Source organism: Aeromonas sp. R3-1, assembly GCF_040908345.1.
Classification (GTDB): Bacteria; Pseudomonadota; Gammaproteobacteria; order Enterobacterales; family Aeromonadaceae; genus Aeromonas; species Aeromonas veronii.
The window spans coordinates 1-13,371 of sequence record NZ_JBFODN010000281.1 but is presented as its reverse complement, the minus strand read 5'-3'; the positions used below and the strand labels follow the sequence as shown (position 1 = coordinate 13,371).

Here is a 13,371-nt window from a genome sequence, read left to right as displayed (position 1 = left end):
GATCCGAAGACCCCATGTTAACAGCTCTTAAAGCCGGTCAAATTATACCCTTGAGGGCAGCTATTGCAATATGACAAAAATCCTTAATTTTTGCGGCTTTCCGCGGCAAATCAGGGTTATGGTCATATCAAAAGGAATGGATGTTTTATTACTACAAAAAGCGTAAAAATCACGATTCCGACACGCCAAAATAGCCCAATATACGGTCCAAATCGGACAAATTCTCGTAACTTATTACTAACTTCCCGCTATCCCGCTTGCCAGGCTGAAGTTGCACCTGATTGCCAATTTTTTCTGCCAGTTGGCGCTCCAGGTAGCCGATCTGCGGATCACGGGCCGGTTCGACCCTGGCTTTTGCTGGTTCGAGCGCTTTTTGCACCAGCTTCTCGGTATCGCGTACGGTCAGCCCTTTCTGGGCAACTAGCTTGGCCAGTTCAGACTGGGCCTGGCCGCTCAGGGCCAGCAGGGCACGGGCATGGCCCATGTCGAGGTCGCCATGCTCGACGAAACGCTTCACGTCGTCGTTGAGCTGGTTGAGACGCAACAGGTTGGTCACCGTGGTGCGGGACTTGCCCACCGCCTCGGCCACCTGCTGGTGGGTGAGTTCAAATTCGGTCAGCAGTCTTTGTAGAGCGACCGCCTCTTCGATGGCATTGAGGTCTTCCCGCTGAATATTCTCTATCAGCGCGATGGCGACGGCAGCCTCGTCGGGTACATCCTTGACGATGCAGGGCACCACCTCGAGCCGTGCCAGCTGGGACGCGCGCCAGCGCCGCTCACCAGCGATGATTTCGAAGGACTGTTCGCCGAGAGGGCGTACCACGATGGGCTGGATCACCCCCTGGGCGCGGATGGAGTTGGCAAGCTCTTCCAGTGCATCCTGGGACATGTCCTTGCGGGGCTGGTACTTGCCGGACTGCAACCACTCCACCGGCAGCTTGCGCAGCTCGCCCTGATTGGTGGGGGCCATGGCCTCTTCAGTAAGTTGATCGCTCATCACCTGTTTCTGACGGGCAGCCGTGCTGGTACTGAGCAGGGCATCCAGCCCCTTGCCCAGTCCACGTTTTTTCGGAGTCATATGCTCTCTCGGTCTGCGATGGTCGCCTGACGTTCCTGCTCCTGGCGGCGCAGGATCTCGCCAGCCAGTGCCAGGTAGGCCTTGGCGCCCACCGATGATTTGTCATAGTGCATGGCCGGTGCACCGAAACTCGGGGCTTCAGCCAGTCTAACGTTGCGGGGAATGATGGTGCGGTAGACCTTGTCGCCAAAGTGCTGTTTTAGCTGATCGGACACATCATTGGCCAGCCGGTTGCGGTGATCAAACATGGTGCGCAGCACCCCTTCGATCTTGAGCTCCGGATTGACCACGGCGGCCAGCTTGCTGATGGTGTCGACCAGGGCGGTGAGCCCCTCCAGCGCGTAATATTCGCACTGCATGGGCACCAGCACGGAGTCGGCGGCGGCCATGGCGTTCACGGTCAGCATGTTGAGAGAGGGCGGGCAGTCGATGAAGACGTAGTCGTATTTGTCCCGCACCGAGGCCAGCGCATTGCGCAGGCGGATTTCGCGGGCGAAAAATTCCATCAGACGGATTTCGGCCGCTGTCACGTCGGCATTGGCGGCGATCAGGTGATAACCCCCGGTAGTTTCGGGGATGATCACTTCGCTGATGGGGGCATCCTCGATCAGCAACTCATAGGCGGTGCGCTCGACGTCATACTTGTCGACACCGCTGCCCATGGTGGCATTGCCCTGCGGATCCAGATCGATCACCAGCACCTTGCGCCGGGTGGCAGCCATGGAGGCGGCCAGATTCACACAGGTGGTGGTTTTACCCACTCCACCCTTCTGGTTGGCTATGGCGATGACTTTTCCCACACGATCCCCTAAATGAAACTGCGACCCTATTCGGGCTGGATATGTTTGAATTCCAGCAGATGACGTTCGCCTTCCAGCTCAGGCACCCGCAACTCATGACAGGCTACCAGACGGATATTGGCAGGCAACTGGGCCAGCTCCTGTTCGGGATATTGTCCCTTGAGTGCCAGGAAGCAGCCCTGTTCTGACGGCAGGTGGTGACACCAGCTCAGCATGTCCTCCAGCGAGGCAAATGCCCGACTCAGTACACCATCAAATCCCACCTCAGGTTGATACTCTTCAACCCGGGATTTGACCGGCGTCACATTGGTCAGACCCAGCTCCTGGATCACCTGGCGGATGAAGTTGATCCGCTTGCCCAGACTGTCGAGCAGGACGAACTGCTTGTCCGGATTGATGATCGCCAGCGGCAATCCCGGCAGGCCGGGACCTGTCCCCACGTCGATGAAGCGCTCACCGTGCAAGTGGGGGCTTACCACCAGGCTATCGAGGATATGCTTGACCAGCATGGCGTCCGGATCTCGCACCGAGGTGAGATTGTAAGCCTTGTTCCACTTGTGCAGCAACTCGACCAACTGCACCAGTTGGCTCTTTTGGGTATCGGTGATAACAATTCCGGCCTGCATGAGCAGGCCGTTCAATCTTTCCAGCATATTTTCCAACGGTAAGAATCCTCAGGCGGTTTTACGCAGCAGGCCGTGTTTTTTCAGATGCACCAGCAGAATGGAGATGGCCGCCGGGGTGATGCCGGAGATGCGGGAAGCCTGACCAATGGTCTGCGGTTTGGCATCGTTCAGCTTGGCTTTCACCTCGTTGGAGAGGCCGTTCACCTCGCGATAGTCCAGATCCGGCGGCAGCAGGGTGTTCTCGTTGCGCAGCTGCTTTTCCACTTCATCATGCTGACGCTCGATGTAACCGGCGTACTTGATCTGGATCTCAACCTGTTCGGCCGCGGCAGGATCAGTCACGGAAGGGCCGACACCTTCGATGGCCATCAGCGCATCATAGGTCACCTCTGGGCGACGCAGCAGCTCTTCCAGACTCTGTTCGCGGGTCAGCGGCGTGTTGACCAGGGCGTTGACTGCCTCCAGTGACGGATGTTGCGGGTGGATCCAGGTTGAACGCATGCGCTGACGCTCCAGCTCGACCTGTTCCATCTTGGCGTTGAATTTGCTCCAGCGCTCGTCATCCACCAGACCCAGTTCGCGACCGATGGCAGTCAGGCGGATATCGGCGTTGTCTTCCCTCAGCAGCAGGCGATATTCAGCGCGACTGGTGAACATGCGGTAAGGCTCGCGGGTCCCCAGGGTGGAGAGATCATCCATCATCACGCCCATGTAGGCCTGATCCCGACGCGGGTTCCAGGGATCCTTGTCCTGGGCACGCAAGGCCGCGTTCAGACCAGCCATCAGGCCTTGTGCCGCCGCCTCTTCGTAACCGGTCGTGCCGTTGATCTGGCCAGCGAAGAACAGGTTTGGAATGCACTTGCTCTCCATGTTGGCCTTGAGATCCCGCGGATCGAAGAAATCGTACTCGATGGCATAGCCGGGGCGGGTGATGTGGGCGTTCTCGAAGCCGCGCACAGAACGGACGATCTGCACCTGCACGTCAAACGGCAGGCTGGTGGATATCCCGTTCGGATAGAGTTCGTGGGTGGTCAGGCCTTCCGGCTCGACGAAGATCTGGTGCGCCGTCTTGTCGGCGAAACGGGTGATCTTGTCTTCGATCGACGGGCAGTAGCGCGGACCGATCCCCTCGATCACCCCGGCGTACATGGGGCTGCGATCCAGGTTATTGCGGATCACCTCATGGGTACGCTCGTTGGTGTGGGTGACGTAGCAAGGCACCTGACGGGGATGCTGACTGGCATTGCCGATAAACGAGAAGACCGGACGCGGATCGTCGCCGTGCTGCTCCTGCATGACGGAGAAATCGACGCTGCGAGCATCGATGCGCGGCGGGGTGCCCGTCTTGAGACGATCGATGCGCAGTGGCAGTTCACGCAGGCGCTGGGCCAGGGCGATCGAGGGCGGATCCCCGGCACGGCCGCCCTTGTAGTTCTCCATCCCGATGTGGATCAAACCATTCAGGAAGGTACCGACCGTCAGCACCACAGTCTTGCCGCTGATGCGGATCCCGCTCTGGGTGACCACACCGGCAACACGATCCCCGTCCATGATCAGATCGTCACAGGCCTGCTGGAAGATCTTCAGGTTCGGGTAGTTCTCCAGCATCTGGCGAACGACGGCCTTATAGAGCAGGCGATCCGCCTGGGCACGAGTGGCTCGCACTGCCGGGCCCTTGGAGGAGTTGAGGGTGCGGAACTGGATCCCGCCAAGATCAATGGCACGCGCCATGATCCCGCCGAGTGCGTCAACTTCCCTGACCAGGTGTCCCTTGCCGATCCCGCCGATCGCCGGATTACAGGACATGTGTCCCAGCGTATCGATATTGTGGGTCAGCAACAGGGTGTTCATGCCCATACGGGCTGCCGCTGTTGCTGCTTCGGTTCCGGCATGACCGCCACCGACGACGATCACATCAAATTGTTCATGGTATTGCATTGGGATCACCTTGATCTGCACGCCTGAAGATCTTTATTTGCCTGGGCTAAAGGGCGGAACATTCTATCTGTTTCGCGTCCTGAGGGGAACGTCTACTTAACGTTCAGTATGAAGGGAGGATCCACTAATTAGATCTTAAGGATCTTTAGATCGATCTTTTACTGGATCTCTTATTAGGATCCGCCCTTTCTGTTGATAAGCACTTTTTGATCATAAAGATCATTAATTTAAGGACGATCCTAGCTTGTGGAAAAGCTTGGATCCAGGCCCGGTGAACGAGGGGATAACCAGGACTTTTATACACAGAGGTCTGTCGGTCTGGATCTAATACATGGATAACTATAGGTTTTGCAGAGCTTTACACCATAGTTATGCACATTACCCCTGGGCGTTGTGGGTAACCTTGTAGAACAACTCCCCCGGATCAATCTGTTAATAACATGGTGGATAGTCGATCTGGGGATAAGTGGGGAGATCAAGCTTTTTTTCAGGATCTCCCGTACGCTGATCAGGCGATCATCGTCATCCAGTCGCGGATCCACACTTCTGCGGCATCTTCGGGGATCTCGTGTTGGGTCACATCAATGTCGAGCCGCTCGCCAATCCGGCTGGCTCCGCACTCGGCCAGCAGCCGATCCAGCGTCTTGCCACCCTGGCAAAAGGTGTCATAACTGCTGTCACCAAGGGCGATCACGCCATATTTCAATGAATTAAGATCCGGATGCTGCTCGGCAAGATCCTTGGCGAAGGGTTGCAGGTTGTCAGGCACATCCCCGGCACCATGGGTGGAAGTGACCACCAGCAGGATGGATCCCGCATCATCCAGCACCTCTGCCAGCTTGGCCGGGTTGTGGATCCGGGTCTGGTGGCCAGCCTGTTCCAGCAGGTTGGCGACGTGGTCTGCGACATATTCGGCGGCGCCCAGCATGGAACCGACGACGAGATTGAGTTTGGCCATGGAATGGATCCTGATTTCAGACAAAGAAACGGAAAGCCGGATTCTACCGCCAAAGGGTGTGGATAAATATGGATAAAGCTTGGGGATAATGGATCCAGTCAGATAATGCCACCGGATCCATCCCGTCGATATTTTTTCTGCTTCTTTATATTCCTCTCCATTTTCTTCTCCGCTCATAGCTCTCCTGATGGCTCCCATCTCCCGCGAAATCCTGCCAATGATGCAGCTAGATAACAATGTAGATGCAAATGATTAGCAATTATTGAATCGATTCGATCACGGCTCCTGTAGTAGGATTGCGCTGCTTTATTCGCCCATGGAACAGGGTGATGTCGTGACAAACGACCACAAATAACAATTAAAACAACATAACTCATTGATAAACGAGACTTTAATATGATTGCGCAAAAATACACAACAGGACCCGGCAAGAAGGGCGCCTTCGGCGTGCTTTCGCTCTCCGGTTTGCTCGTCTCCCTGCCGCTGATGGCCGAACAAACCACCGCTGAACTGCCCAAAGCCAGCGAAACCATGGTAGTGACCGGTACGGCCATGAAGGTGGAAGTGCCGATGGCCGAGACCCCTCGCGCCGTTTCCGTAGTTAATCGCGAGGAACTGGATCAGCACGCCGTGTTGCAGCTGGATGAAGCGATTCGCTACCGTTCCGGCGTATTGACCGGTCTCTATGGTTCCGACAACAACACCGACTGGTTCAAGGTGCGTGGCTTCGATGCCGCCTCTTATCTGGATGGCAACCGGTTGTTTGGCACCGGCTACTACGTCTGGACGCCGGAACCGTTCGGTCTGGAGAGTGTGGAAGTGCTGAAGGGGCCTGCCTCGATCCTTTACGGTGAGGCGCCTCCGGGCGGGGTGATCAATGCCATCAGCAAGCGACCGACCACCACGCCGCAAGGGCAGGTGGATCTGCAGCTTGGCAGCCGGGATCATCGTCAGGTCGGGGTGGATGTCTCTGACGCGCTCTCCGACAACAGCCGTTACCGCATGGTTGCTCTCTATAAAGAGCGTGATGGGGTGCTTACCGGTACTTACAACGATCGGGTTTATCTGGCGCCGAGCGTCACCTTCGATCTTTCGGATCGTACCAGCCTGACCCTGCTGGCCAGCTTCCTGCACGACGAAGGGGTCCCGACCAACGGCTTTTTCCCGGTCTATGGCACCCTGAATACGTCAGGTGGCCAGATTGATCCCTCCACCAACCTGAGCCAGCCGGATTACGATCGCAACCGCAATACCCAGATCTCCACCGGTTATGAGCTGGCCCACCAGCTCAACCAGACCTGGGAGTTCAAGCAGAACGTCCGCTTCAACTACAACGATCTGCTGCTGCGCCAGACCTATATCTTCCCGACCTATGAAGGCACAACCGCCAGTCGTGGTCTGGTTTACCGCGATGGCAATACCAAGAGTGCCACCATGGATAACCAGATGGTGGGTTACTGGAACACCGACAGCACGGAGCAGACCTTGCTGCTGGGGGTGGATCTGCAGCGTCACGTCAATGAAGGGGTCGAGGCCGACAACTACGGTATGGGCTCCATCAATACCATGAACCCGGATTACAGCGGCTTCCCCGGTTTTGACGAATCGACCGCCACTCACCAGAAGAGCAGCAAGGGCCAGAGCGGCCTCTATGCCCAGCACCAGATCCGCTGGGACGATCGCTGGTTGCTGACTGCCGGTGGCCGTTTCGACTATGTGGAGACCCACAATACCAATACCAGCAAGGACGAGCGCCAGTACGATCACGAGCTCTCCCTCTCGGGCAGCCTGATGTATCTGGCTGACAACGGCCTCTCTCCCTACTTTGCCTATGCCGAGTCGTTCGAGGTGCTGCCGGGGATCGATCCTAACACCCGAAACTCGTACAAGCCGCTCAAGGGCAAGCTCTACGAGACCGGCGTGAAGTATGCGCCTGCCTTCCTCAATGGTTACATCAATCTGGCGCTGTTCGATCTGGCCCAGACCAACTCGCTGGTCTCTACCGGTTCCGGCCAGCAGACCCAGGCGGGTGAAGTGACCTCTCAGGGGATTGAGCTGGAAGGGAGCGTGCAGGTGACCGATGCGCTGCGTCTGACCGCTGCTTATACCTACACAGATGCCAAAACCAACGACACCGGCAGTGGCGATCGCCGTGCCAGCCTGATCCCTCGCCACCAGGCCTCCTTCTGGGGCAACTACAAGGTGCAGCAAGGGGTGGCTTCGGGTCTGGAGCTGGGTACCGGTGTACGTTATATCGGTTCCAGCGTGGGTATTGGCGCCGTGAATGCGGATTTCACCCCCATCTACGGCTCTGCCGAGGTGTCGGCCCATACCGTCTGGGATGCGATGATCGGGTATGACTTTGCCAAGAACTGGCGTGCCCAGCTCAACGTCAACAACCTGCTGGGTGAAACCTACGTGGCCAGTTGTGACTATTACTGCTACTACGGCGAGCCGCGCAGCGTAGTGGGCAGCATCAACTACCGCTGGTAATCGAAGTCGGGCGGGAACCGGATTCCCGCCCTTCTTTTCACCCGCAGTTGTTCTGACCTCTCTGGAATACCGGTCCGTTATGGAACTCTTGTCTCTGGTTTATCGCCAATATCGTTGGCCTTTTATCGCCATTACCCTGCTCAGTCTGCTCAGTGCCGTCAGCGGGATTGGCGTTATTGCTTTTATTAATCAGTATCTTATCGAATCTATAGGTGATCCGCTGCCGATCCTCGGTCAGCTGGTCGGCCTCATTGTGCTGCTGCTGGTGATCACACTCGGATCTCAGCTGGCCCTGACCACTCTCGGTCACCATTTTGTCTACCGGTTGCGTGGCCGTCTGCTCAAGCAACTGTTGGATAGCGATGTCGCCCGCATCCGCCAGATTGGTCAGGGGCCGCTGCTGGCCTCCCTCTCCAGCGATATCGGCCAGATCACCATTGCCTTCGTGCGCCTGCCTGAGCTGGTGCAGGGGCTGGTACTCACGCTGGGCTCTGCCCTCTATCTTGGCTGGCTCTCTCCTGCATTACTCGGGGTGACCGCGCTCTGGGTCACCGTCACCATGGTGGTGGGCTGGTTGCTGGTGAACCGTGTTTATCGCCATCTCTCCCACATGCGTCAGGCCGAAGATCGGCTCTATCAGAACTATCAGGCCATCATCGCAGGCAGCAAGGAGCTGGCGCTCAACCGCGAGCGGGCTCACTTCGTTTACCACCAGCTCTATGAGCAGAATGCCCGTGACTACCGCCAGCAGATCATCCGCGCCGACACCTATCACCTGAGCGCGGTGAACTGGTCGAATATCATGATGCTGGGGGCCATCGGTCTGGTCTTCTTTCTGGCCAACGGCCTTGGCTGGGCCAACACCAATGTGGCCGCCACCTTCGCCCTGACCCTGCTGTTCCTGCGCACCCCGCTGTTGCAGGGGATTGGCGCCCTGCCGACCCTGCTTGCCGCTCAGGTGGCGTTCGACAAGATCGCTACCCTCAATCTGGCCGAGCCGGATGCGGACTTCCCGCTGCCGCCCGCCATCCGACCCTGGCAGCGTATCGAGCTGGAGCAGGTGAGCTTTCACTATCAGGGGGAGGGCGGTTTTGCCGTTGGCCCCATCGATCTGGTCATCGAAAAGGGGGAGCAGATCTTCATCATCGGCGGCAATGGCTCCGGCAAGTCGACGCTGGCCATGCTGCTGACCGGCCTTTACCAGCCGGTATCGGGCCGGATCCTGCTGGATGGTGAGTCGATCACCGATCGCAATGGCTATCTGGCGCTCTTCTCCGCCATCTTCACCGACTATCACCTGTTCCAGCACCTGCTGGGGCCGGAACCCAAGGGTGAGCTGGTGGCTGAGTGGTTGGAGCGGTTGCAGATGGGCAGCAAGCTCACCATCGAGCATGGCTTTATCGCCGATATCGATCTCTCCCAAGGGCAGCGCAAGCGGGTCGCCCTGCTGCTGGCGCTGGCCGAGCAGCGCGAGGTGATGCTGTTTGACGAGTGGGCTGCGGATCAGGATCCCCAGTTCCGCCGCATCTTCTATCAGGTGCTGTTGCCGCGCCTCAAGGAGATGGGCAAGACGGTGATTGCCATCAGCCACGACGATCACTACTTCCCGCTGGCAGATCGCCTGCTGGAGATGCGGCAGGGAAAACTCACCGAACTGACCGGCGCGCGCCGTGCCGCAGTGAGCCGCGATGCGATCGCCCACCTAGATTGCGAGGTGCCGGCTTGATGCCAGTACCGATGAGACTGGCGGCAAGCCAGCACAGGAATTGCTTATGTTCGAGATGAAATCAGCCAGCTTCACGGTCAATGACCGCACGCTGCTGCACCCCACCGACCTGCGTTTCGAGCAGGGACAGGTCTATGGCCTCATCGGCCACAATGGTTCGGGTAAATCGACCCTGCTCAAGCTGCTGGCTCGCCAGCAACCCCTCTGCGACGGCGAGATCCTGTTCGATGGCAAGCCGCTGCCCGACTGGGGCAATCGGGAGTTTGCCCGTCAGGTGGCCTATCTGCCCCAGCATTTGCCGAGCGCCGAGAATCTGCTCGGGCGGGAGCTGGTGGAGATGGGCCGCTACCCCTGGCGCGGCCTGCTGGGCCGGATGGGGGCGGAGGATCACCGTCAGGTCGAGCGGGCCATCGCCCTTACCCATACCGAACGCTTTGCCGATCGGCTGGTGGATACCCTCTCCGGCGGCGAGCGGGGGCGGGTCTGGCTGGCGATGCTGCTGGCCCAGGAGAGCCGCTTTATCCTGCTGGACGAGCCGCTGGCCGCGCTGGATGTGGCCCATCAGGTGGAGGTGCTCACGCTCGTCAAGCAGTTGAGCCGTCAGCTCAACCTCGGGGTCATCATCGTCATTCACGACATCAATATGGCCTCTCGCTTCTGTGATCGGCTGGTGGCGCTCCACTCCGGCCGCCTGCTTACCCACGGCGAACCTGAGGGGCTCATGACCAGTGAGACTCTGCACGCCATCTATGGCATTCCGATGGAGGTCATTCGCCACCCGGCTCATGCTCATCCCATCGCCATCGTCTGACCGGGGGGCTCTCTTGAACCGTTTATTGAAGAAGATGGCACCCTGCCTTATCAGCCTGCTGCTGCCACTTGCGGCGCAGGCCGAAACATCCCCGATCGCCTCTGCACCGCTACCCCGTGTCGCCACTGTCGACTGGACCATCGCCGAGACCCTGCTGGCGCTCGGGGTGACGCCGCTGGCCGTTGGGGATGCAGGCCCCTATCAGGCATGGGTCGGCGAGCCACGGCTACCTGCCGGAGTGGTGGATATCGGCCTGCGCACCCAGCCCAACCGTGAGCTGCTGGCGGAGCTCAAACCCGATCGCATCCTCATCTCGCCGCTGGCGGCCCCGCTGGCGCCAACTCTTTCCCGCATCGCGCCGGTGAGCACCATCGCCCTCTATGATGGGCAAACCGATCTGTGGCAGCGGCTGCACGAGGTGACCCTGACCCTCGCCCGCATGGTGGGCAAAACCGCCGAGGGCGAACGGCTGCTGGCCGGGCTGGATCGGGATCTCGCCAGCATGCAGGCCAGATTGCCTGCGGATCTGCCGCCCCTGCTGGTGGTGCAGTTTATCGATGAGCGCCATGTGCGGGTGTTTGGTCGCCACAGCCTGTTCGATGCGGTGATGACGCGGCTCGGGCTGCGTAATGGCTGGCAGGAGCAGACCAATGACTGGGGGTTCTCGGTGGTCAGCATCGAGCAGTTTATGACCTTGCCAACCGCGCGACTGGTGGTGGTCGATCCCATTCCGGTCGGGGTGAGCGAACGGCTGCAGGAGCCTGGGCTGTGGCAGCATCTGCCGCTGGTACGCCAAGCCCCCGTGCTGCATCTGCCTGCGGTCTGGAGTTTTGGTGGCGTATTGGCCGCCCGCCGTTTCGCCGGTCAGCTCAGCGATGCATTGTTGCAAGATGCCGAGCGTATGGAGGCTAGCCGATGAAGCGACTGCTCACATCGCCGCTGCTGCGGCCGGTCTCGATCCTGCTGGGGTTGACCCTCTTGCTCGCGTATTGGGAGCTGGCTCGCCAGCTGCCCGCTGCGCTCTGGTGGCAGAGCCTGTTCGCCCCCAATCTGGATGATGTCAGCCAAGCGGTGGTGCATTTCAGCTGGCTGCCCCGCTTGGCGGTCACCCTGCTGGCCGGGGCGGCGCTCGGGCTGGCGGGTACCCTGATGCAGCAGGTGCTGCGCAACCCGCTCGCGTCACCGACCACCTTGGGGGTAGCCTCCGGCGCTCAACTGGCGTTGATGATGGTGACCCTGTTTGCCCCCTCCTGGTTGCTGCTGGGGCGGGAGTGGATCGCCATGGCCGGTGGCAGCCTTGCGATGGCACTGGTGTTTGCCCTGGCCTGGCGTCGCCAGCTCAATCCGGTGGTCATCGTCTTTGCCGGGCTGGTGATCAACCTCTATCTGGCGGCCATCAGCATGGGGCTCTTGCTGTTCTTTCAGGAGGAGCTGAAAGGCTTGCTGGTGTGGGGCAGTGGCTCGCTAGTGCAGAACAGCTGGAGCGGGGTGAGTTACCTGTTGCCCCGCCTGCTGGCAGCCGCTTTGCTGGCCGCAGTACTGGTGCGCCCGCTGGCGGTGCTGGAGCTGGATGATGCCAGCGCCCGCAGTCTGGGGGTCTCCCTGCAGCATCTGCGTTTTGCCGGACTGGGGCTGGCGGTGTTTGTCACCGCTTGCGTGGTGAGCGTGGTTGGGCTGATCGGCTTTATCGGGTTGGCAGCGCCCGCCATGGTGCGGCTACTCGGTATCCGCCAGCTTGGCCAGCGGCTGCTGTGGGCTCCGATCCTCGGTGCCCTGCTGCTGGCGGCGACCGATCTGCTGCTGCAGAGTCTGAGTCGCTTCTGGCCGGTGCTGATCCCCACCGGCGCCATGACCGCTCTACTGGGGGCGCCGCTGCTGCTCTGGCTGATCCCGCGCCTTGGCATCAAGTCGGGTGCGCCTAAGGCAAACGCCGGCCTGCTGGTGGCTCGCCATCTGGCTCCGGCTCGCCTTATTGGCCTGTTGCTGGTCGGGCTGCTGCTGGCCGTGGTCGTCTCCCTGCTGTTTGGGCAGGGAATGACGGGCTGGAGCTGGCCAAGCTGGCTCCGCTGGCAGGCCCAGCTGGAGTGGCGGCTGCCGCGCACTGTGGCGGCGGGGGCGGCTGGCGTGCTACTGGCGCTGGCGGGCACCCTGTTGCAACGGGTCAGCAACAACCCGATGGCGAGCCCGGAGCTGCTGGGGGTGAGCGGCGGCACCTTTATGGGGGTGATAGCGACGGCGTTGTTGCTGCCTGCATTGCCCCTGCCGCTGATGCTGGTCGGTGGCCTGCTCGGTGCCTTCGGCTGCCTGTTGCTGCTGGTGCTGGTCAATCGCAAGCACGGCTTCCAGCCGGAGCGGATCCTGCTCTCCGGCATCGCCATCACGGCGTTGTTTGAGCCGCTGCAGGCCATCGCGCTGGCCAACGGTGACCTGCGGGTGCAGCAACTGCTCTCCTGGATGTCCGGTTCTACCTATTACGTCACCCTGCCGGTGGCCTATGGGTTGGTGGGGCTGGCGCTGTTGATGCTGGCCGCCTGCCTGCTGGTGAGCCGCTGGCTCGATCTGCTGCCGATGGGGGCGGCGGTAGCCACTGCACTCGGTATTCGCCTCAACCGCGCCCAGCTTGCCATCCTGCTGCTGGTGGCCGTGCTCACCGCCAGTGCCACCCTGGTGGTTGGGCCGCTCTCGTTCGTCGGTCTGTTGGCGCCACACATGGCCAAGCTGATGGGGTTGGTGCGGGCACGCTGGCACCTGCTTGGGGCCGCCGCTTCCGGCGCCCTGTTGATGGTGTCGGCTGACTGGGTCGGCCAGCAGATCCTCTTCCCGCAGGAGGTGCCGGTCGGGCTGGTCTCCACCCTGTTAGGGGGCGCTTACTTCATGTGGTGCCTGCGTCGCCTCTAGGTTGGTGGACAAAAAACGCACAATAAAAAGCCCGGGATGAACC

Annotated in this window: 10 protein-coding genes; 5 read left to right on the top strand and 5 right to left on the bottom strand. The window is 60.0% G+C overall.

The annotated features are described in order from the left end of the window. Positions 1 to 169: 169 nt before the first annotated feature. The 5 genes from AB5Y85_RS20105 to mioC form a co-directional block, all read right to left on the bottom strand. On the bottom strand, positions 170 to 1,078 hold the full coding sequence (locus tag AB5Y85_RS20105; protein ID WP_257687329.1) for a ParB/RepB/Spo0J family partition protein: 909 nt from the start codon (positions 1,076 to 1,078) through the stop codon (positions 170 to 172). After that, positions 1,075 to 1,878: a ParA family protein gene (locus tag AB5Y85_RS20100; RefSeq protein WP_005357226.1), complete on the bottom strand. Its 804-nt coding sequence runs from the start codon at positions 1,876 to 1,878 to the stop codon at positions 1,075 to 1,077. Before AB5Y85_RS20100 ends, AB5Y85_RS20105 begins: the two co-directional genes overlap by 4 nt. Positions 1,879 to 1,904: 26 nt before the next feature. Continuing rightward, complete coding sequence (rsmG, locus tag AB5Y85_RS20095) at positions 1,905 to 2,531, bottom strand: 16S rRNA (guanine(527)-N(7))-methyltransferase RsmG (protein ID WP_041202839.1); 627 nt, start codon at positions 2,529 to 2,531, stop codon at positions 1,905 to 1,907. Between the two features lie 21 nt (positions 2,532 to 2,552). Next, positions 2,553 to 4,442: a tRNA uridine-5-carboxymethylaminomethyl(34) synthesis enzyme MnmG gene (gene mnmG, locus AB5Y85_RS20090; RefSeq protein ID WP_368222045.1), complete on the bottom strand. Its 1,890-nt coding sequence runs from the start codon at positions 4,440 to 4,442 to the stop codon at positions 2,553 to 2,555. A 508-nt stretch (positions 4,443 to 4,950) separates the two neighbouring features. Continuing rightward, positions 4,951 to 5,400 carry an FMN-binding protein MioC gene (gene mioC / locus AB5Y85_RS20085; RefSeq protein WP_033138545.1) on the bottom strand — a complete coding sequence of 150 codons (450 nt, stop codon included), beginning with the start codon at positions 5,398 to 5,400 and terminating at the stop codon, positions 4,951 to 4,953. Positions 5,401 to 5,796: 396 nt separating this feature from the next. Here mioC and AB5Y85_RS20080 point away from each other — a divergent pair, with 396 nt between their 5' ends. The 5 genes from AB5Y85_RS20080 to fhuB all read left to right on the top strand — a co-directional run bounded on the left by AB5Y85_RS20080 (position 5,797) and on the right by fhuB (position 13,328). Then, on the top strand, positions 5,797 to 7,893 hold the full coding sequence (locus tag AB5Y85_RS20080; RefSeq protein WP_257687328.1) for a TonB-dependent siderophore receptor: 2,097 nt from the start codon (positions 5,797 to 5,799) through the stop codon (positions 7,891 to 7,893). Positions 7,894 to 7,972: 79 nt separating this feature from the next. Continuing rightward, positions 7,973 to 9,619, top strand: a complete 1,647-nt coding sequence (locus AB5Y85_RS20075; RefSeq protein ID WP_257687327.1) for a multidrug ABC transporter permease/ATP-binding protein — start codon at positions 7,973 to 7,975, stop codon at positions 9,617 to 9,619. A 46-nt stretch (positions 9,620 to 9,665) separates the two neighbouring features. Further along, positions 9,666 to 10,430 carry an ATP-binding cassette domain-containing protein gene (locus tag AB5Y85_RS20070; RefSeq protein ID WP_257687326.1) on the top strand — a complete coding sequence of 255 codons (765 nt, stop codon included), beginning with the start codon at positions 9,666 to 9,668 and terminating at the stop codon, positions 10,428 to 10,430. 34 nt (positions 10,431 to 10,464) lie between these two features. After that, positions 10,465 to 11,349, top strand: a complete 885-nt coding sequence (locus tag AB5Y85_RS20065; protein WP_257687336.1) for an ABC transporter substrate-binding protein — start codon at positions 10,465 to 10,467, stop codon at positions 11,347 to 11,349. Then, positions 11,346 to 13,328, top strand: a complete 1,983-nt coding sequence (gene fhuB / locus AB5Y85_RS20060) for a Fe(3+)-hydroxamate ABC transporter permease FhuB (RefSeq protein WP_257687325.1) — start codon at positions 11,346 to 11,348, stop codon at positions 13,326 to 13,328. The genes AB5Y85_RS20065 and fhuB overlap by 4 nt, the downstream gene beginning before the upstream one ends. The last annotated feature ends 43 nt before the right edge of the window (positions 13,329 to 13,371 follow it).